The sequence below is a fragment of the Vibrio sp. 05-20-BW147 genome (assembly GCF_013369385.1).
GTDB lineage: Bacteria > Pseudomonadota > Gammaproteobacteria > Enterobacterales > Vibrionaceae > Vibrio > Vibrio floridensis.
The window spans coordinates 26,638-46,382 of sequence record NZ_SZTO01000015.1 but is presented as its reverse complement, the minus strand read 5'-3'; the positions used below and the strand labels follow the sequence as shown (position 1 = coordinate 46,382).

Genomic DNA, 19,745 nt, shown 5'->3' with positions numbered 1-19,745 from the left:
TCCCTACACCAAATGACACGAGACTAGGCTGCCGTTATCGGCACGCATTAAACGCGGGTCTTGCTGCTTACAAACCAACGCACAGACACCGCAACGCTCTTGGAAATTACACCCTGTCGGGATCTTGAGCAGGTTCACTGGGTTGCCCGGTATACCGTAAAGGCGCTCTTTCGGCCCGTGAATGGTCGGGAACGATGAGATAAGTCCTTTGGTATAAGGATGCTGTGGATTACCAAACACTTGCTTCGCCTCGCCCAGCTCAATCAGGTTGCCCGCGTACATCACGCCAATGCGATCGGCAATTTCCCCCATCAAACTCAAATCGTGGCTGATGAACAAAATCGAGAAGCCAAACTTGCTCTTGAGCTCGTACAGCTCGTTGAGGATTTCACGCTCAACCACCACATCCAGCGCCGTGGTTGGCTCATCCATGATGATCAGTTTCGGTTCAAGCGCCAATGCAACCGCAATCACCACACGCTGTCTCATACCGCCACTGAGTTGGTGCGGAAAGCTGCTCATGCGATCGCCGTGGATCCCCACCACTTTCAGCAGTTCCACCGCACGCTCATGAGCTTGTTTGTAAGGGATTTTACGGTGCGCCAAAATCACATCCGTAAGCTGCTCACCAATGGTGATCACTGGGTTGAGCGAGTTCATCGCACTCTGGAAAACCACCGACACATCGTTCCAGCGAAAATCGCGCAATTGGCGATCGTTCATCTTCAGCACGTCTTGCCCTTTGTAGAGGATTTCCCCCTCCGAGATCAGCGCAGGCGCTTTGTGCAGACGCGAGATGGCGAAAGCTAAGGTACTTTTACCACAGCCCGATTCGCCAGCCAGTCCGAGCGTTTCCCCAGGTGCGATGGTTAAGCTAACGTTATTCACGGCGCGCGCCACGCCATTCGGTGAGACGTAATCTACGCACAAGTTATTGATTTCAAGTAACTGACTCATAGTAGACCTCGGCGTTTATCGGCTTGCTTTTTCAATTGATGCCACAGTTTGATGTGTGGGCCAGTGCGCAGTTTCGGGTTGCTCACTTGGTCGATGGACATGTTGATCAGCGCCAACGCACCGCCAGTAATCGCCAGTGCAGACGCGGGTACTAGCATCTCCCACCATGCGCCAGTGTAGAGTGACGAGGAAGTTTGCGCCCAGTAAAGCATCGAGCCCCAACTCACTTCGGTTGCGTCACCTAAGCCTAGAATGCCTAGGCCCGCTTCCGCGCCCATGGCGTAAATCACGGTGCCTAAGAAGCCACCGAAAACGATGGAAACAAGGTTTGGCAGGATTTCGACCAAGATGATGCGAATTTTTGACTCGCCCATCACTTCCGCGGAGATGATGAATTCTTTATTTCGAATCGCCATGGTTTGCGACCGTATCACGCGCGCCCCCCACGGCCAGGAGGTGATGCCGAGCAGAACCGTAATGACTAAGGAGCCGACTTGACCAAGAAAGGCGGCGAGCACAATCAGCAAGGGCAGCTGTGGGAACACCAGAAAAACGTTGGTCAGAAAGTTAAGGCGCTCATCGATTTTGCCACCGAAGTAGCCGGATGAAACACCAATGATCACCGCTAGGCTCATGGCAATCACACCCGCGGCGATCGCTACCGTGAGTGATTTGCGCGCGCCGTGCAGCACTTGGCTGTAGACATCGCGACCACTGCGTGTGGTGCCAAGCACGTATTCTGCGTTTGGTGCCACATGTGGGCGAGCAACGCGCTTTTCTGGGTTGTGCGTCGCCAATACTGGCGCAAACAGCGCACCGCAGAGAATGATGGTCAGCAACAAACCACCGATAATGGCGGGCGGATTGCCATAGAAAAATGCGTAAATTTTACCCAGTATTTTTTTCGTCTTTTCCCACGAGAAACGAGGCTCACGAGCAATCATTTCACTTGGTTCGGACGCTTTATTAGTATCGATTATCTTGTCCATGGTACACCTTAATTTGAAATGCGGGGGTCAAGCCAGACGTAGAGCAGATCGGCAATAAAGTTCGCCGTGAGTACTGCCGTCACGAGAATCAACAAGATGGCTTGGATCAGCGGGTAGTCACGCGCCACAATCCCTTTCAAGAGAATGTTGCCAAGCCCTTGGTAGTTGAACACCACTTCCGTCATGATCGAGCCAGCGAAGGAGAAACCGATCGCCATCGCAATGGCAGTCGCCACTGGCAAAATCGCGTTGCGGCCAGCATAGCGGTACATCACACGAAAACTGCTGAGTCCTTTCGCTTCCGCCATGGTGACGTAATCTTCACCCAACACGTTAATCATCGCGTTGCGCATGTTAAATACCCACGTCGCGATGCCAACCACCACCATCGAACCCACTGGAAGCACCGCGTGTTTCGCAACGCTGGCAATAAATTCCAGGTTAAAGCCCGGCTCTAACGCTGGGTCGTAGGTGTACGCCAGCGGCAGCAATTCCATCTTCAAACCGAAGAAGTAGAACAGCAGTAGCGCGGTGACGACATAAGGAAAGTTACTGATGAAAGCCAGCACTGGTGGCACCACTTGACCAAACAGGCCCTGACGATGATACGAAGCGTAAGTACCAATACTGACACCAATGATCAGCGCCACAATCAAAGAGCCCAGCGCAAGGAACATGGTCCATGGCAGCGCCATGGCAATCACATCCGACACGCTCACAGGGAACATCAGTATCGAAGGGCCCAACTCAAGCGTAAACACGCTTTTCATGTAAGCCAGATACTGTTCAAACAGGTTGCCATCGACAAAACCATACATCTCACGAACTGCGTCCATCTGAGCGGGGTCCATTCGACCTTGTGCTGCGGCAAAGAGGGCATCCACCGGATCCCCCGGCATCAAGCGCGGCAACATAAAGTTGAATGAAATCGCAATCAGGAAGGCAGTAAAATAAAAGCCAAAACGGCGAACTAAAAACGACATAACACACCTTTTAACCTAGGAGTCACCACCGTGGCGGTGACTCCTAACAATTGAAAACACAAATCCCTTATTTCAGGTGTAGGTTGTTGAGGATGATCACGCGCTTACCGCCGTCATACCACACTGGCTGTACATATGGGTTTTCTGCATTTGGCCAGCCAACAATCTTCTTGGTGCTGTATTGGAACCAAGTTGGGTTAGAGAACAGAGGAATGAACGGTAGGTTTTCCGCCGTGTATTCCTGCAGTTGTGAAATGATCGCTTCTTGCTTCTTCGCATCGCCGATTTTGCCGAAGCTTTCAATCAACTTGTCGATCTCTGGCGAGTTCACACCGTGGCCCGCGTGCCATGTTTTGCCGATACGCGATGTCGCGAAGTACTCTTGGTAAGCCAAAATTGGGTTGGTGGCGACCATCGACCAGTTGATCGACATGGTGTATTTGCTCTCTTTCAAGTTGGCGTCATACACTGCCCAGTCAACGGTTTTCACGTTCGCTTTGATGCCGACTTCTTCGAAGTATTCCGTCACCATCTGCACCACTTGAATCCAATCGGTCCAGCCGTTAACGACTTCGATATCGAACTGCACAGTTGAGCCATCTTTGTTGTCGCGGAAACCGTCGCCGTTACGGTCAACAATGCCCGCTTCTTCTAGCAATTGTTTTGCTTTTTCAGCGTCATATTGCGTGAGATAGCCGTATTTTTTCGAGATTTGTGGATCGATGTGTGTTTTGTACAGTTCGCCAATGCCGCCAACATTGTAGTTTGGCGTTGGGTAGCCATACGCCGCAATATCAACGATCGCTTCACGGTCAAGCGCCATAGAAAGCGCTTGGCGAACACGCAGATCATCAAATGGGGCTTTCTTGGTGTTGACGTAAAGGTGAATCGCATCGTTCGCTGGGTACCAGAAGTGGTTGTTGGCTTTGTCTTGCGCGACAAACGTGGATTCCACGTCAGCAATGAAGTTTGAACCCCAGTCGATTTCACCTTTGATCAACGCAGGTTGAATTTGCGAGTTGTCGTTGTAAGAACGGAAGTTCACGCAATCAAGGTATGGTCGACCTTCAAGGTAGTAGTTCGGGTTGCGGCACAATTCCATTTGTTGCGGTTTAACGTATTTCACCACGGTCATCGGGCCGCTACCCACTGGATTTGGGTTGGTAAAGGTGGTTAGGTCTTCCACTTTTGACCAGATGTGCTTAGGAACAATGTGGTAACGCTCTAGGTTCCAAACAAAAGTCGAATCCGCTTCGTTCAGCGTAAACACAACCGTTGTGGCGTCTTTGGCTGTAATCGTCTGGAGATTCTTGCCTGACCAAATGCCTTTTTGGTCAAACGCTGGCGCGTCTTTGGTGAGCATGAAGCTGTAGACCACGTCGTCTGCCGTGAGCGGTGAACCATCAGACCATTTCAAGCCATCACGCAGTGTCAGAGTAATGGTTTTTAGATCGTCCGAGTAAGCGACCGATTTTGCCAAACGGAAATCCGTTTCACCGGTCATGTTGTTGAACACCATTAGAGGTTCAAACATCACGCCGTGCAGCAGATCTTTGGTGGTATACGGGTTGAAGTTATCAACAAACCCCGTGTTGATGATTGGCACGGTTAGCGTACCACCCTGTTTGATCTCAGCCGCTGTTGTAGCAGTTGCAGAAAGCATAAGACCGGCAGCGAGAGTTGCGAGCAGAGTTTTCTTTTGCATCACATTGTCCTTGTTTTAGTTACACCCCATGAAAGCGCTTTCTTGTTGTTATAAAAAATTTTTCGCGGTGACAGCCATAAAACAACCACTATGGCGTCAAAACGAAAAAGAAAGCGCTTTCTTTGTGGGGATTTTTCCTCTTTCAAGCGTGATATTCAACTCAAAGTCGATAAAACAAACCATAGATCACACATCTATTTAATACTTAAATATCAATGAGATAGATATAAGGTCAATTAAGTAACATAACAAAATTTCATATATATCAATTGGTTATATTTTCATTGCCGTATTGAATTTTGTGAACTGAGGAGCGTTTTCTCCTCCTAACGACCATCCACCCACACAAACGCTGATTTTGTCGCAAATCAAACATTCACCTCACACAAAAAGAAACCGCTTTCTTTTTGATATTACGCATGGAATGATAGCGGAAAACTCAAACGAGACAGACAACCCAACGGAGCGCCGTAGCAACATGAGTCGATTTTGGAATGGCAATAAATCTTGGACACGTCAACAGCACGAACGGGACGTTTTACAGGCTTTACGGCCTGCATTGTCCGCTTATTGGCCGATGTTCGAAGACACCACCGCCTACCCCAATGCGGAAGATGAAGGACGTGTGTTTGAAACCGGAATTGATCTGCTGACCACCGTGGCTGGCAATCAAAAATTTGCCCCTGGGCAGTTTCTCGAAGTGAGTCACGCTCTGTGTGGTGGTATTTTAGGTTGTCGGGTTTTGGTGGTTCGAGCCACCGACACCGCCCACTTTGCCAACGCCGCAGAAACGCAACTAAAAGCGATGGTGGCGGGCATTCCCGCGACTTGGGCAGATGCCGACTTACTGCGCCAAAACGGCTATCAGGTGTTGGAAAAAGGCTCACTGGAACAGATGTTTTTGCTGCTGCAAGAAGGGTTGTGCGATTTCATTCCACTGGGCATCAATGAAGCGCAAAGCTTATTAGAGGAATTCCCTCATGCCAGTGAAAAACTCGCCATTGAACCTAGCCTCATGCTGTACTACCCACTCCCCGTGGTGTTCTACGTGGCGCCACAGCATCCAGCGCTCCACAAAAATATGACGGCTGCGCTCAATAAACTGGAGCAGGCAGGGACGTTACAACTGTTGTATGAGAAACATTACGCGCGCAGCGTAAACCAAATGAACCCGCAACAGCGCCAAGTGATTGAGCTGATGAACCCTGCTCTCAGTCCGGTTTGGCAGGGCTTTCAACCTCGCTACTTATCACGTTAGCCTGCTGCGCTGAATGGCTAACGAAATTTAGATTGAGTGGATTCACGCACCACCAGCTCGATCGGCGGTAAGCGTTGTGGCGAACGGTCGCCATTGAGCAAGTTTAATATGCTGCGCGCACTGATTTCACCAATCTCTTCTATCGGTTGGCGCATGGTCGTAAGCGCAGGTGTGAAATACTGTGAGACGGGCAGATCATCAAAGCCAATCACGGACACATCTTGCGGCACGCGCAAACCATGGTCATGCAAGGCTTTAATTGCCCCGTAAGCGGTTTGATCATTGGCAGCAAAAATGGCCGAAAAGTAGTGACGAGACTGGATCAGTTCGACGGTTTTTTCATAGCCCGTTTCACTACTAAAATCCCCTTGTTTGATCAGTTTGGCTTGCACTTTGATTCCCGCTTCTTTCAATGCTTTTTTATAGCCGACAAAGCGGGCAACGGCGTCAGGTTGGTTGAGCAATCCTTTAATATGGGCGATGTTGACGTGCCCTTGCTGAAGCAAATGGAGCGTGGCCATATAACCCGCCAGCACATTATCGACGTTCACACTGCGCACATTGGGCCCCGAAACTTGATAGCCCACGGCAATCACGGGAATGCGCTCGGCGTACGCCAAAATCTGCTCTTCGCTCAAGCTGCCGGTCACAATGATGACCCCATCCACATGGCTTTTGGCCAGATACTCCAAAGCGTGGGTTTCTAAACTGCGCTGCCAATGCCCGGTGGCAATGACCAAGGAGTAACCTTGGGCATTCAGCACTTTTTCCATGTCGTTGAGAATACGACTGGTGTAGGGACTTTCTGGGTGCTGGACCAACACACCAATGGTCATCGAGCGGGTATTTTTGTCTCGACTCATCAGATAGTTGGGTTTGTAATTGAGAGATTTGATCGCTTTTTCGATGCGATCACTCTTGTCATCCGAGACATAAGTGGTGCGATTGAGAAAGCGGGAAACCGTGCTCGGTGACACATCAGCCAACTTGGCAACGTCGTAGATGGAAGGGGTTCTTTTTTTCTTTTTTTGGGTTTTCATTTTTTATCCAGCAAGCTCAAAACTGGTCACTTTATCGGCTAAATCTCCACGATTCACGGAAGTTAGCCACACAACTTTACTATAGTTTCCCCATTCAACAAGCTCAATCAACCGTGTTAGCCCTTAAAGAGCCAACACGGTTGATGCGTTGCTTTACGCGATATGATCACCCAAAGCTCGCCAGCGACTTCTCACTCAAAGCATCAAATAGATGAATGGCGTCCAAGTCGAGGTACAAGGTCAGCTGGCGAACGTCCACTTCCGCCGCTTGGGTTTCCACCATCAAGGGCTGCCCTGCCACTTCGGTTTTGAGCAAGATGCTCGCGCCCAACAGCTCTTTGTCTTTGATCGCCACCTCTATCGGCAACACGCGCTCGTGCGCCACTTGCTCGGCTCTCAAATGAATGTCTGTCGGCCGAATGCCAAAATGCAAAGCAAGATTCTTCGAAGCATGGGCGTGAAAGCGCTCTGGTAGCGGAATGGTCACGTCACCCAATGCGATGTGCCAGTTGCCCTCTTCACCGACCAACTTGGCTTCAAGCATGTTCATCGACGGATTGCCAATAAACTGAGCCACAAACTTGTTGGCCGGGCGTTTAAACACCTCCGTTGGCGTACCCACTTGCGCCACATAGCCATCTTTAAGGATCACAATGCGGTCGGCCAGCGTCATCGCTTCGATTTGGTCGTGCGTCACATAGATGGTGGTGGTTTTCAGCTCTCGATGCAGTTGTTTGATCTCTTCACGCATGGTGCCGCGCAATTTGGCATCCAAGTTTGATAACGGCTCATCGAAGAGGAACACTTTGGGGGTACGGACCATAGCGCGGCCCATCGCCACACGCTGACGCTGACCACCGGAAAGCTCTTTGGGTTTGCGATCCAGCAGCGCTTCCAGTTCCAACATTTTGGCCGCTTTGCGTACTTCAACGTCGATTTGCGCTTTTGCCATCCCTTTTAGTTTGAGGGCAAAGGCGATGTTTTCGTACACCGTCATGTGCGGGTAGAGCGCGTAGCTTTGGAACACCATCGCCAAATCGCGATCTTTGGCGTCGATCTTGTTCATCAGTTTGTCGCCAACGTAAATCTCCCCCGAGGTGATGCTTTCTAAGCCCGCTAACATGCGCAATGTGGTGGATTTTCCACAGCCCGAGGGGCCTAAAAACACCACAAACTCACCATCTTCGACGGTGAAATCAAAGTGTTTGACCACTTCCACATCGTCGTACGATTTTTTGATATCGCGAAATTCCACTCGTGCCATTATTGCTTCTCCTCTGCACGCGCCAGCAACGTATTGCGATACGCGATCGCGCTCTGTTTTAAGGTCCGTTTTTGCGTGGCGTAATCGACATGCACAATGCCAAAGCGCTGCTTATAACCGTAGGCCCACTCGAAGTTGTCCATCAAACTCCAAGCAAAATACCCTTGCACATTGACTCCGGCTCGAATGGCTTCATCCAAGGCCAATAAGTGGCTTTGGAAATAGCGCACGCGCTGTTCATCATTCACTTCGCCATTGATACACGCATCCTCTCCAGCCGCACCGTTTTCGGTAATGTAGACTGGCGGTATGTTCGGATAGCGCTGTTTTAAGCGCAGCAACAAATCGGTCAGCGCTTGCGGGTAAATCTCCCAGCCGATGTACGTGTGCTCTGCGTCTGGCTGAGGTATGCTTTCCAGCTCGCCATTGGCATCAAAACGCACCACGCAACGGGTGTAAAAGTTGATGCCGATAAAGTCGAGATCGCCACGGATGATATCGAGGTCGCCGTCTAAGATCATCGGCATGTTGTGCGCTTGGCGCTCTAATACGCTTTGTGGGTATTCCCCTTTAAGAACCGGGTCAATAAACCAGTGGAAACCCTCGGCATCACTGTATTCGGCCGCAGCGACATCCTTCTCACTATACGGGTAAGCTGGCGTGGCATTGAACACACAACCGTGCATCGATTGCGGCGCGTTTTTGCGCATGATTGGCATTGCTAAACCGTGTCCCAACATCAGATGATGCGCCGACAAAAAGCCTTCACGCTCGCCCTTCTTACCCGGAGCATGAATGCCCCAACGGTAGCCCAAATAGGCCGAGCAGAACGGTTCGTTCAAGGTCGCGTATGAATCGATTTTATTGCCGAAGTAACCACTCACTACCTCTGCGTATTCGGCAAATTTGTAGGCGGTTTCACGGTTGAGCCAACCCCCTTTGTCTTCCAAGTATTGCGGTAGATCCCAGTGATAGAGCGTGACAAACACTTTTAGGCCGCGCGCGTGGCACTCATCAATAATGCGCTCGTAAAACTCGAGCCCTTGTTGGTTAACTTGGCCATCTTTCGGCAAGATGCGTGGCCACGCCATGGAAAGGCGATAGGCATCCACGCCTAAACCTTGGATCAGTGCGATGTCTTGTTGCCACAAATGGAAGTGGTCACACGCCACATCACCATTGTCCATGTTGTCGACCGCGCCGGGTTGGTTGCAGAAGGTATCCCAAATCGAAGGGGTACGGCCACCCAGTTGTGCGCCGCCCTCTATTTGATAAGACGAGGTGGCGACACCAAACAGAAAATCCGCCTGACGCAATTGAGAATCTTGGGGTAATTGGTATTTATTCATGGTTCTAAACCTATATTATTTTTTGTTTCACTTAGCCTTTGACTGCGCCGGAGGTGAGGCCGCTGATCATCTGTTTCGAGGCAAATAAGTAAGTAATCACTAACGGTAAAATGGAGATGGTGGTGCCCAGCATCACCGCCCCCCAAGGCGTATTAGGAATGCCTTGTACGCTTCGCAGCGCTTGGGTAATCACGTAGTTCTCTGGCGTGGTCAGCACCACCAGCGGGTTCATGAAGCTGTTCCAGAAAAAGACAAACTGCACAATCGCTAAGGTCGCCAGTGCGGGTTTCATCAGTGGTAGCACCACGCTCCAATAGGTGCGAAATTCCCCTGCGCCATCAAGTTTCGCCGCTTCGAGTAGCTCTTTGGGAATCGAAGCCACCACGTGCTGACGCATCAAGAAAATCCCGAATGGCGTGGTGGTAAAGGGCAGCCACACCGCCATGTGGTTATCGAGCAAACCGAGGAATTTGACGATCATAAAGTAGGGAATGAGGCTCAATACGGGCGGGATCATCATTGAACCCACCAGCATGCCAAAGAGAAAATTCTTACCCTTAAATTGGTAAACGGCAAAAGCGTAGCCACCCATGCTGCAAAACAGCAGTGAGATGGTGGTGCCAAGGAAGGCAATGTAAATTGAGTTAAACATCGCCTGCCAGAACGGCATGATTTCCAACAGTTTGGCGTAGTTCACCGCCAAGCTATCGCCAATAGCAAAGCTGATTCCTGTACCAAAGATTTCGGTGCGATCTCGCGTGGACAGCAGCGCCGACCACAAGAACGGAAACACCGTCATGATGGCGGAGACAATCAGCACCACCGCCAGCAATACCATCAGGCTTTTTGTCAGCAGTGCCAAGGCTTGCTCACTCGGTTTCCACGGCAATAATGCGTTGTGTTTGGTCGACATCTTATTGCTCCCCTAACCCTTTCTTACCAAAGAAGAAAAATTGCACTGCGGTACAGCCCGCAATCAAAATAAACAGTAGCCACGAAATCGCAGACGCCGTGCCCATTTCAAGCCATTCCCAACCCACTTTGTACAAGTACATCGAGATGGTTAAGCCAGACTGTCCCGTGCCACCGGTGCCGCGCGTCAGCACAAACGGCTCTTCAAACAGCTGCAAGTTGCCGATGATGGTCATGGTGACGGCGAAGAAAATAAACGGGCGAATCATTGGCAAAGAAATGCTCCAGAAACGTCGCCACGCATTGGCACCATCCATGCGCGCCGCTTCCAAAATCTCTTTCGGAATGGTCATGAGACCGGTGGTGTAGAGCACGATGTTGAAACCGGTGTATTTCCAAAACACCATAATGGCGATGGACGGTTTGACCATACTGGCGTCATCGAGCCAGCGAATCGGCTGATAGTCATTCACCCAAGAGAAGGCCCAACCCAGCAGTGAACTGTCTGCCAATGCCATCAAGCTTTGGTTGATGATCCCCGAATTGGGCGAATACATGTTGAAGAAGATCAGCGATGCGGCAACGGTTGAGGTGATGAACGGCAAAAAATAAGCCGATGTCAGCCAATGACGCAGGCGATCACTCATCGACACCAAGATATAAGCCACAGGTAACGCCACAAGGTGTTGTGCCACACCGGAGGTAATGGCCAGCCACAAGGTATTTTTGAGTGAACGCCACAACCAAGGATCGGTTAAGGCGATGTGGTAATTCTCAAGCCCCACATAGTTCATCGCTCCCAACCCTTCCACGGGGTTCCACTCGTGAAAGGAGAGAAAAATAGAAAACAGTAACGGGAAGACCCCGAACACAGAAAAAATAATCAAAAACGGCAGCAAAAATCCATACGGTGTAAGCGCTTTCAAATTGAGATGAGAAAAAAAACTCTTACGCTGTGATGTTTCCATAACCTTGCTCGCTGCATGATTCATAGTCACGACCTCTTGCTCGGGAAGGAGCATGCCCCTTCCCTGCTCTACTGGATGCCTTAATGGCTTCGTCATTGAAGCCATCGGCAAGATTACATATTGCGTGTACGACGCTTAATCAGACGTTCCGCTTCTTTGAGCGCGGTTTTGATGTCTTTGCCTTCATCCAACACTTCCATCAAGGCGTTTTCTAAAATGATAGACCGTGCGACGTGATCGCCCTTAGCTGGCGCAACCGGTTTGATGTTTTTCGCCACATCGGCAAACAACACGCGCGCTTGCTGGCCGCCTAAGAAAGCAATCTCTTCTTGGAACATAGGGTCATCGTAAGTGGTGGTGTTGGCCGGGAACGCCGCAATGGTGGCGAAATGCTGCAACTGAATATCACGACGCGTCGTCATGTACTCGATCAGCTTCCACGCTTCATCCTGATGTTTCGATTGCGTCGGAATAGAGAGGAACGAACCGCCCCAACTACCGTAGATGCCATCAGGCAAGTGAGAGACGCCCCATTTTCCGGCGGTTTCTGGCGCAATCCAGTTATTGAGGTGGCCCAATAGCCACGCGCCAGAAAGTTGGGTAGCAAAGGTGCCGTTGCGGAAGCCTTCATACCATTCGTTTGACCACGCCAAAATGCGGCCATCTAACCCTTTGTCGCGAATGGTTTTCGCCACTTCAAAGGCGTGAACAAAGCGTTCTGAGGTGACGACTGGGTTGCCCTCTTTATCGAAGTAGAGCCCTTCTCCTTCCGGTACGGTGGTGAAGATGATCGCTTGCGCCACGTCCGCCGCAGACGCAATCAACTGCACGTTTTGCTGCTTGAGTTTTTCACCCGCCGCGATATACGAATCCCAATCTTTGATCGCCTCTTTCACATCAATGCCCGCTTTGGCAAAAATGTCGCTGCGGTAGTACATCACCCCAGGGCCAAGGTCGACAGGAATACCGTACATGTTGCCATCGGCCCCTTTGCCTTGTACCCAAGCGTACGGTGCAAAACGTTCTTGATATTTATCGGCGCCATATTGCTGCGAAAGGTTAACCAAACCACCCGAGGCGACAAACGGACCAATCTTCTCAACGTCAACGACAATCACATCCCCTGCGCCTGAGCCTGTGGCGAGGTTAGTGGTCAATTTGGTGTGGTGATCGCCGTGGTTGTTCATCAAATAATCCACTTTGATGCCCGTTTCTTGTTCAAATTCCGGCAACAGCACTTTTAAGCTGCTGTCGAAATCGGGAAAGCCATCGAAGCGGATTTTCTGTTCTGCGGCATTCACCGTGGCGGCGAGTCCCAGAGCCACACTGCAAGCAAGCGTCAATGATGTCAGTTTCATGGTATTGTCCTTAATGGTTTTTATAGGGTCGAACTCACGTTAACGGACTCTCGGATCACCAAGGTTGGCGATAGGCGAAAATTCACGTCACGTTTGTTTTTATTCAATATTTGCAAAGTGAGCTGTACTGCCTCCAGACTCATTTGCTCAATGGGGAAATTGACGGTGGTCAGCGCGGGAGTTAAGTAGCGCGCAAACAAAATGTCATCAAACCCCACCAGAGAAACGTCTTCGGGAATTCGAATTCGTTGCTCTTTCATTACCTCGAAAGCGCCAAACGCCATGTGATCGTTACACGCGAATACCGCAGAAAAAGTGTGTCCACGATTGAGTAATTTTCGCATGGCACTTGCGCCACTCTCTTCGGTAAAACCAGCCTCGGACACCAACGCCTCGTCATACTCGATGCCCGCCGCCTCTAAAGCTTTGCGGTAACCTTGTAAACGCCCCCGTGCGTCAGATTTGTCCAGAGGTCCGGTAATACAGGCGATGCTGTGGTGGCCACGTTGCAACAGATATTCCGTTGCCAGCCGTCCACCCAGCTCGTTATCAATGTCAATACAGCTGCTGGCGAGCTCGGGTATAAAACGATTCACCAGCACCAGTGGAATGCCTTTGCTTTCCAACTCAATTAAATAGTCATCCGACAGGTTTTGCGTGTGGAGGATCATTGCGTCCACTCGTCTGCCGAGAAGAAATTCCACCGATTCCCGTTGGCTCTGCTCACTGTTGTGACCGGCGGTGACAATCACGTGGTAACCAAAACGGCGAAACTGTTCTTCAATGCAGTGCAAAATGCCGGAGTAAAACGGCCCACCCAGTTCGGGCACGATGATGCCAATACTGCCAGTGCGGCTAGAAGCAAGCGCTTGAGCGATGGCGTTCGGCCGATAGCCCAACACTTGGATCGCTTTTTCAACGCGGAGTTTTTTGTCGTGGCTAACGCGGCAAGAGCCATTCACAACCCGAGAAACGGTTGCTTGAGACACGCCTGCGTATTCCGATACATCTTTAATCGTTGCCACTCTTTTACTCCTTACGTTTGCGCCTTGTTGTCGAAACCGCTTTCATGCCGCTAAGTATTTCCTATTCTCCGCTAGAGACGCGCGATCAAGATCACAGCCAAGTGGGGGTTAAAATGAGTAAATGCTTAAATAATGAAGGCCAACTCACTTTATTTAGCGCTCATGAAACTGTTTCATGGGCGACATTCATGGCGGCTGTTCACAGCAAAGCATCACCACTGGCGTTCATCTTTCAGGCGAATCGACTAAGGGGAGCTCATGATTAAGAGAGAAAATAGGATAGAGCGAAAAGCATGGCCAAAGGCGCCCCTTCGGCCATGCGCGTTAAGGTGTTACCACCACGCTTCCCACATTGCGCCCACGCTCAGCGTATCTTGCTTGGCTTGATCCACACCCGAAACGGTGCTGTCTACATCACCCACTGTGGCGTAAAAGCGCAACATCGGACGGCTCCAAGGCAATCCACCCATCGAGATGTTTTGTGAAAGCGTGACTTTCCAACCCGATTTTTCATCGCCGTTGTCAAAATCTTCCAGCGCGTAGCCCGCTTCTAACCAAGTGGAATGAACATCGCTCCAGTTGTACATGGGCCGTACGATCGCCGAGTATTCATTTTTTTCATCCACATCTTTACCCGAGATGTTTTTGAAAGAGGCCAAGTAATCGATATACAGCGGCTGTGACGGGTTAAAGCTGCCTTCCCAGCTGAGGTAAGTCACTTGTTGATCACCCGCTAAATCAAACGCCGAGTTATCCGCGCCATCGGCGTATTTCATCGTCAGCTTGTTGCCGCCACCAAAATCCACCACCGCGCCCACTTGCCAAGCGGTTTCTCCTTGTTTTGCTGCCTCCGCTTCATCGGAGGCAAAACCATAGTTGGCGTAGAGATCGAGCGTCGCCGCGCCCAAATCCATCGCGTGCAATCGAGAGGTTAAGGCATAGATACCAGTGTCATTGCCCAGCGCGCCGCCATCCCCGTTGTCCACTTGGCCGACAAAGCCAAAGTCAAACTTAGCGCCGCCCAAGTTAAGGTTTTTGAAGCCGCCACCTTGGCCATCGTGGCTCATCCAAAAGTAGTCATTTAGCCCTTGTTGCGGACGCTGATGGAAATCACGGCCCGCCCACACATAAAGCTCAGGCTGGCTTTCAAACAAATTGGTGGCACCTGCGTAGGCTTTTTTCAAATTCAAACCACCCGGTGAGCTCCATTGATCAATGCCCCATTGATCCATCATGAAAACGATGTCCCAAATCGCACCGCCGTCGGTCTTAAAGGCTTTCGCAAGCTGAAACTCGCCACCGTTTGCTTCATTACCCAAACGGCCCACCGCCGCGCCGCTGCTGCCCACTTGCACGTAGCGGTTGTCCCCTGCAGTATAGTGCGCGCCGTAACGTGCGTAGCCGGAAAACACAATGCCCAGCGGCACTTCGGTGTCTGGCGTGAGCACCGCAGGTTGTTGATCGTAGACGTAAGCCGTTTCCAGTTTGGCTTCAAGCTCTTGAATGCGTTTTTCTAACGCATCAAGGTCAGATTCCGAGGTTGCAAAGGCAGAGACAGAAGCAAGCGAAGAGGCCACCGCAAGAGCAAGAGGTAAAAGTTGTAAGGTTTTCATGAGCGTTCCCTGTTTATGGTTATTGGTTGCCATAGTAGGGAATGAAAGGTTTGAAAATGTCGCCCCGCTTCACAGGCTTGTCGACCATTGCAAGCCATGAAACGCCAAGAGCTTCACTCAGCAGAAGATACTGTTTTTATATCAGTTAGATAGAAGAAAAAACCTTAGCGTTACTGTCTTTGAAATCGGTTTCATTTCATGGCGGTTGACTAATGTCATCACATTTTTTATTGAGGGCAGGCCCAGTTTTCACTGAGTGGATTGTGAATTTTTCATGGCAGTGAAAGTTTTCACAGTTCACCTACGCTTAAACAACGCTAGAGGGTGTGTGAATCAAATTCATATACTGCATCCAACACTTTCACTTCTCGATTTACTATCGTCTTAATACTAAAACAGATTACACCTGACTTGCAGTCTATCCCGTTGTTTAACAGTTCAAATAAACAACACAACAAGGTTATAAAACCAGCATATTAGGGTTATAATATTGTCAGAATCAATAACTAGAAGGCATCACGGATGAGATGTTTTGCTCTATTTCTGAGCCTTTTTCTGGCTCCTTTCGCCCATAGCGAGAGTTTTCAAATTCAGCTCGTTGATGCTTTGCCCATTGAGGTAACAATACAAGACTTAGAAAAAATGGAAGCCACGCTGTACGTGACCGAGCTTCCGTGGGTCAATGAACCAACCGAGTTTACTGGCGTAAAACTAAGCACTATTCTGACTAAGTATTATGGATTTATCCCCCCTCAGGTCACGATACGCGCACTGAATGACTATGCGGCAGACGTAAAGAAAGAAGACATCGAAAAATATCAGCCGATCATCGCTTATTGGCAGAACGGTAAGCCAATGAAAATTCGAGATAAAGGGCCATTTTGGCTGATCTACCCTCAAAGTTCATTTCCGAAAGAACTGAACTTTGAGTACTACCATGCACAGATGGTTTGGCAAATAAATCAAATATATATAGCGCAATGATGCACAAAACACAGACAAGTTTGTATAAAAGCCCCTTTTCCACGACCGCAAAGCTCACGCTATTGGCGATCACACTAAGTTTGTTGTTAGCAAACATATTGTTATTGAAGGAAACCCGAACACTCGCGCGCTCCTATTCCGATTCGCAAAACCAAGCCACTTGGTTTCTCTTTAACCTATCGAAAGAGCTTTCTGATTTGGTCAGTGAATCGAGACACGCTGAAAAGAACAGCTACAACATTAAACGGGTTGAACTCAAATATGAGTTAACTTGGAGCCGTTTTGATCTGCTCATCAACAGTAGAGAAAGTGACTCGTTTTTATCCCGCGCTGAAGTGCGTGTTTTTTTTGTTGAACTGTTCGAGCAGTTCCAAGCACTGGAGCCCACATTGCAACGTGCAGTCGCAGGCGAAGAAAATGCAGCGGTATTGTTTCATCGCGGCGCAGACAAGCTCTATCTGTCAATGATTGACTATGTGGCGCGCAATTTTCGTTTGGCGAGCCCACTTTACCGACAGCAACAAGTTCAAGCTCAGCTCTTATATCAAGCTCAGTTTGTCTTGTTAGGCATCTTCGTACTCTGTGCTGGCATCATGGGATATTTTTTCTTTAAAGAAGCGCGTTTCCACAAAAAAATGGCGCTGACGGATCCCCTGACTCAGCTACCCAACCGCATTGGTTTGTTTCTCCACATTGAAAAGATGATGGAAGCCAACGCCCGTTTTTCTATTTACTTACTTGATCTCAATGGTTTTAAAACCATCAACGACACCCTTGGTCACCAAGCTGGTGACCTTGCGTTAAAAGAAGTCGCACGAAGGTTGCGCCAACTCGAACACAGTGAAGTGCGAGTATGCCGTATGGGAGGCGATGAGTTTGCCATATTGTGTCAACACACGGATGATGATGAACATCAGGTACTTAACCAAGTGATCCATCAACTGTTTGTGCCGCCCATTCAACTTGAAAATGGCCCAGCGAAACTCTCTACCAGCATCGGCAGAGCATGTTTCCCTGAAGATTCGAGCAACGTAGATACTTTGATTAACATCGCCGATAAGCGCATGTACCGCATGAAGTTTTCTCGATAAAGCAAAATCACCTTAGCCTTTCTGGCTTACTCTATTTTTCTTCATTTTCAGCGCCATTTCGGCGCTGTTTCTTCATGTCGATACAAAAAAGTTTGGCCTCTTAAGGGTTTCTTAAGTTTCGCCTCTTACCTTGTCAGTAACCAACGAGTTAAGGGGCGCATCATGAAACGGAATCCATCACTCTCGACCGCACAACCATCACAACAGCCTGCTGGGTCAAAACTGGGCACGGCTCAGTTACAAGAAGTGAGCTTAGAGATTGTCTATCCACAACATCCCATGTGGGAGGCGGCGGTTGAGTATGTCCAACAGCGTTATGAGCTGGCCTTTTCCGCCCATTTGCACCAGTTCATGCCCGCTTACTTGGTGTTGGCGCATCAAGGCCATCTGCTTTCTCTGTGTGGATTTCGTATTGCGGCAGATGAGCCTCTATTTCTTGAGCAGTATTTAGATCAGCCCGCCGAACATGTGCTGTCCCAACGTTTTGCCTCAGACATCCAACGTGCCAACTTAATTGAGTTTGGCCACTTGGCCTCATTCACCAAAGGCACCTCTCCCATCCATTTTTACTTGATGGCCGAGATGTTGGTTTCCATGGGTTTCGAATGGTGCATTTTTACTGCCACCGACCCACTACATGCGTTGATGACTCGCATGGGCTTAGAGCCACAGGAGATTGCTCGCGCTGATCCAAACTGCCTCGCCAATGCAGAAAGTTGGGGCAGCTACTACGAGCACCAGCCACGCATTCTGGCCGGAAACCTGAGAAAAGGGCTAGACCGCTTGCATGCCCTCTTTCAACGCTCGCAGCGCCACGCCTAGGAGGAAAGCATGAACCTCATCATTCAAACCTTGCAGCAATATGCGGAACAGCGCCCAGAGCAAGTGGCTTTCTTCGGCCTCAATGACGAAGGCCGCGAGCAGAGCTACACCTATCAGCAATTGCTGAAGGAGGTCCGCCAAACAGCGCAACAACTGCAAGAGCGCAACATCTCGGCATTGGCGCTACGAGCAGAAAACAGCCTCAATTGGCTGATTGTCGATCTCGCTGCGATTATGGCCAACGTGGTGATCGTGCCAATCCCGATGTTCTTTTCACCGCAGCAAGTGACACACAGTTTAGAAGCGGCAGGGATCTCCTATTTATTGGGTGATTGGCAATCTGATGCTCAACAATACCTCGGTGAAATGGCTGGGCTGGCGCTTTATCATCGCCCTTGTGACGGAGAAGTGGGGTATCTGCCTAATACAGGGAAAATTACCTTCACCTCTGGTTCGACAGGAACCCCAAAAGGGGTCTGCTTGAGCCACGAACATTTGGCCAATGTCAGCCAAGCGTTAGCCAACGGGCTCGCTTTAACTCAAGGGGAGCATCTGGTGCTGCTGCCACTGTCCACCTTGCTAGAGAACATCACCGGAATTTACGTGCCCTTGTTGCTTGGCCTGCAATCCATCATTCTGCCAGGCCACAAGGTGGGGTTATTAGGCTCAAGCCAATTTGACCCAGCTCTCTTTGCCAAGGCTCTGGCGCACTATCACCCTGCCACACTGGTGCTTACCCCCGCCTTGTTGATGGCATTGATTGGCGTAGTTCACGCTAAGCCAGAACTTGCCCATTCGCTTCGCTTTGTCGCGGTAGGCGGCGCAAAAGTCGCCGCGGGGCTGATTCATCAAGCTCATAGTCTCGGTATTCCAGCCTTTGAAGGCTATGGTTTATCGGAATGTGGATCGGTGGTTTGTTTGAATCTGCCCCAGAATCATCAAGTAGGCAGTTGTGGACAGCCACTGCCCCATTGCCAAGTCCGTATTTCTGACGATGGTGAATTGCTGGTCAAAGGCAACAGTGCTTTAGGTTATTTGCAACAGCCTTTTGAGCAAGAGTGGTTAGCCACCGGGGATCTTGCCAGCATCGATGAAGACGGCTTTGTCCACCTTTCTGGCCGAAAGAAAAACCTGATCATCACCGCTTACGGACGCAATGTTTGCCCTGAGTGGCTTGAATCTCAAGCGCAAATTTTCTTACCCGGACAGCCTTTTATTGTCACGGGGGATGGCCAACAGGCGCTTTGCGCCATCGCCCAGCCGAGTTCGCAACTTGCGCAGCAGCTCATTACCTTAAACGCGTCGTTACCAGACTACGCCCGCATCCATTATTTGATTGAGGTTGAACAACTCACCACGATCAGCGACTGGTTTACGGCCAATGGCAAGCTGCAACGACAAAACGTGGAGCGCGATGTTGCGTTTCT

At 50.0% G+C, this 19,745-nt stretch carries 16 protein-coding genes and 1 pseudogene; 5 read left to right on the top strand and 12 right to left on the bottom strand.

From position 1 onward, the window contains the following. Positions 1-3: 3 nt before the first annotated feature. The 4 genes from FC652_RS14480 to FC652_RS14465 form a co-directional block, all read right to left on the bottom strand. The gene (locus FC652_RS14480) at positions 4-957 is read right to left on the bottom strand and encodes an ABC transporter ATP-binding protein (RefSeq protein WP_176299159.1); all 954 of its coding nucleotides are present in this window, start codon (positions 955-957) and stop codon (positions 4-6) included. Then, positions 954-1,946, bottom strand: coding sequence for an ABC transporter permease (locus tag FC652_RS14475; RefSeq protein ID WP_176299158.1), 993 nt, complete (start codon positions 1,944-1,946; stop codon positions 954-956). Before FC652_RS14475 ends, FC652_RS14480 begins: the two co-directional genes overlap by 4 nt. An 8-nt stretch (positions 1,947-1,954) precedes the next feature. Then, positions 1,955-2,929 (bottom strand): ABC transporter permease, encoded by a 975-nt coding sequence (locus tag FC652_RS14470; RefSeq protein ID WP_176299157.1) that lies wholly within the window; start codon positions 2,927-2,929, stop codon positions 1,955-1,957. Positions 2,930-2,996: 67 nt separating this feature from the next. Continuing rightward, positions 2,997-4,634, bottom strand: a complete 1,638-nt coding sequence (locus FC652_RS14465) for an ABC transporter substrate-binding protein (RefSeq protein ID WP_176299156.1) — start codon at positions 4,632-4,634, stop codon at positions 2,997-2,999. A gap of 478 nt (positions 4,635-5,112) precedes the next feature. Between FC652_RS14465 and FC652_RS14460 the strand changes: the two genes are divergently transcribed. Further along, positions 5,113-5,892, top strand: a complete 780-nt coding sequence (locus FC652_RS14460; RefSeq protein ID WP_176299155.1) for a transporter substrate-binding domain-containing protein — start codon at positions 5,113-5,115, stop codon at positions 5,890-5,892. Positions 5,893-5,909: 17 nt separating this feature from the next. Here the strand turns inward: FC652_RS14460 and FC652_RS14455 are convergent, their stop codons facing one another. The 8 genes from FC652_RS14455 to FC652_RS14420 all read right to left on the bottom strand — a co-directional run bounded on the left by FC652_RS14455 (position 5,910) and on the right by FC652_RS14420 (position 15,421). Beyond that, positions 5,910-6,932, bottom strand: a complete 1,023-nt coding sequence (locus FC652_RS14455; RefSeq protein ID WP_176299154.1) for a LacI family DNA-binding transcriptional regulator — start codon at positions 6,930-6,932, stop codon at positions 5,910-5,912. Positions 6,933-7,098: 166 nt separating this feature from the next. Beyond that, entirely contained in the window at positions 7,099-8,196 is a 1,098-nt protein-coding gene (locus FC652_RS14450) for an ABC transporter ATP-binding protein (RefSeq protein ID WP_045618954.1), read from the bottom strand. Further along, positions 8,196-9,545: a GH1 family beta-glucosidase gene (locus FC652_RS14445; RefSeq protein ID WP_176299153.1), complete on the bottom strand. Its 1,350-nt coding sequence runs from the start codon at positions 9,543-9,545 to the stop codon at positions 8,196-8,198. Before FC652_RS14445 ends, FC652_RS14450 begins: the two co-directional genes overlap by 1 nt. A gap of 31 nt (positions 9,546-9,576) precedes the next feature. Next, a complete protein-coding gene (locus tag FC652_RS14440; RefSeq protein ID WP_011082173.1) occupies positions 9,577-10,458 on the bottom strand; it encodes a carbohydrate ABC transporter permease in 882 nt (293 codons plus the stop codon). A gap of 1 nt (position 10,459) precedes the next feature. Then, entirely contained in the window at positions 10,460-11,449 is a 990-nt protein-coding gene (locus FC652_RS14435) for a carbohydrate ABC transporter permease (protein WP_043921272.1), read from the bottom strand. Positions 11,450-11,538: 89 nt separating this feature from the next. Then, positions 11,539-12,783: an extracellular solute-binding protein gene (locus FC652_RS14430; protein WP_176299152.1), complete on the bottom strand. Its 1,245-nt coding sequence runs from the start codon at positions 12,781-12,783 to the stop codon at positions 11,539-11,541. Positions 12,784-12,803: 20 nt separating this feature from the next. Further along, on the bottom strand, positions 12,804-13,808 hold the full coding sequence (locus FC652_RS14425; protein ID WP_040110424.1) for a LacI family DNA-binding transcriptional regulator: 1,005 nt from the start codon (positions 13,806-13,808) through the stop codon (positions 12,804-12,806). Between the two features lie 332 nt (positions 13,809-14,140). Beyond that, positions 14,141-15,421 carry a carbohydrate porin gene (locus tag FC652_RS14420; RefSeq protein ID WP_176299151.1) on the bottom strand — a complete coding sequence of 427 codons (1,281 nt, stop codon included), beginning with the start codon at positions 15,419-15,421 and terminating at the stop codon, positions 14,141-14,143. 522 nt (positions 15,422-15,943) lie between these two features. On the opposite strand from FC652_RS14420, the gene FC652_RS14415 reads away from it, so the two are divergent. The 4 genes and pseudogenes from FC652_RS14415 to FC652_RS20580 all read left to right on the top strand — a co-directional run. Next, on the top strand, positions 15,944-16,405 hold the full coding sequence (locus FC652_RS14415; RefSeq protein ID WP_176299150.1) for an oxidoreductase: 462 nt from the start codon (positions 15,944-15,946) through the stop codon (positions 16,403-16,405). Further along, positions 16,405-17,496 (top strand): GGDEF domain-containing protein, encoded by a 1,092-nt coding sequence (locus FC652_RS14410; protein ID WP_176299187.1) that lies wholly within the window; start codon positions 16,405-16,407, stop codon positions 17,494-17,496. The genes FC652_RS14415 and FC652_RS14410 overlap by 1 nt, the downstream gene beginning before the upstream one ends. A gap of 162 nt (positions 17,497-17,658) precedes the next feature. Further along, positions 17,659-18,318 carry a thermostable hemolysin gene (locus FC652_RS14405; RefSeq protein ID WP_255199170.1) on the top strand — a complete coding sequence of 220 codons (660 nt, stop codon included), beginning with the start codon at positions 17,659-17,661 and terminating at the stop codon, positions 18,316-18,318. Between the two features lie 9 nt (positions 18,319-18,327). Beyond that, a pseudogene (locus FC652_RS20580) lies at positions 18,328-19,323 on the top strand (AMP-binding protein); the annotation flags it as partial. Positions 19,324-19,745 lie beyond the last annotated feature (422 nt).

Excerpts from the sequence above, each read along its gene's own strand:
- FC652_RS14480 (WP_176299159.1), bottom strand. The coding sequence starts at position 957 with ATGAGTCAGTTACTTGAAATCAATAACTTGTGCGTAGATTACGTCTCA.
- FC652_RS14445 (WP_176299153.1), bottom strand. The coding sequence starts at position 9,545 with ATGAATAAATACCAATTACCCCAAGATTCTCAATTGCGTCAGGCGGAT.
- FC652_RS14440 (WP_011082173.1), bottom strand. The coding sequence starts at position 10,458 with ATGTCGACCAAACACAACGCATTATTGCCGTGGAAACCGAGTGAGCAA.
- FC652_RS14430 (WP_176299152.1), bottom strand. The coding sequence starts at position 12,783 with ATGAAACTGACATCATTGACGCTTGCTTGCAGTGTGGCTCTGGGACTC.
- FC652_RS14475 (WP_176299158.1), bottom strand. The coding sequence starts at position 1,946 with ATGGACAAGATAATCGATACTAATAAAGCGTCCGAACCAAGTGAAATG.
- FC652_RS14450 (WP_045618954.1), bottom strand. The coding sequence starts at position 8,196 with ATGGCACGAGTGGAATTTCGCGATATCAAAAAATCGTACGACGATGTG.
- FC652_RS14460 (WP_176299155.1), top strand. The coding sequence starts at position 5,113 with ATGAGTCGATTTTGGAATGGCAATAAATCTTGGACACGTCAACAGCAC.
- FC652_RS14435 (WP_043921272.1), bottom strand. The coding sequence starts at position 11,449 with ATGAATCATGCAGCGAGCAAGGTTATGGAAACATCACAGCGTAAGAGT.
- FC652_RS14420 (WP_176299151.1), bottom strand. The coding sequence starts at position 15,421 with ATGAAAACCTTACAACTTTTACCTCTTGCTCTTGCGGTGGCCTCTTCG.
- FC652_RS14465 (WP_176299156.1), bottom strand. The coding sequence starts at position 4,634 with ATGCAAAAGAAAACTCTGCTCGCAACTCTCGCTGCCGGTCTTATGCTT.
- FC652_RS14455 (WP_176299154.1), bottom strand. The coding sequence starts at position 6,932 with ATGAAAACCCAAAAAAAGAAAAAAAGAACCCCTTCCATCTACGACGTT.
- FC652_RS14415 (WP_176299150.1), top strand. The coding sequence starts at position 15,944 with ATGAGATGTTTTGCTCTATTTCTGAGCCTTTTTCTGGCTCCTTTCGCC.
- FC652_RS14405 (WP_255199170.1), top strand. The coding sequence starts at position 17,659 with ATGAAACGGAATCCATCACTCTCGACCGCACAACCATCACAACAGCCT.
- FC652_RS14470 (WP_176299157.1), bottom strand. The coding sequence starts at position 2,929 with ATGTCGTTTTTAGTTCGCCGTTTTGGCTTTTATTTTACTGCCTTCCTG.
- FC652_RS14410 (WP_176299187.1), top strand. The coding sequence starts at position 16,405 with ATGCACAAAACACAGACAAGTTTGTATAAAAGCCCCTTTTCCACGACC.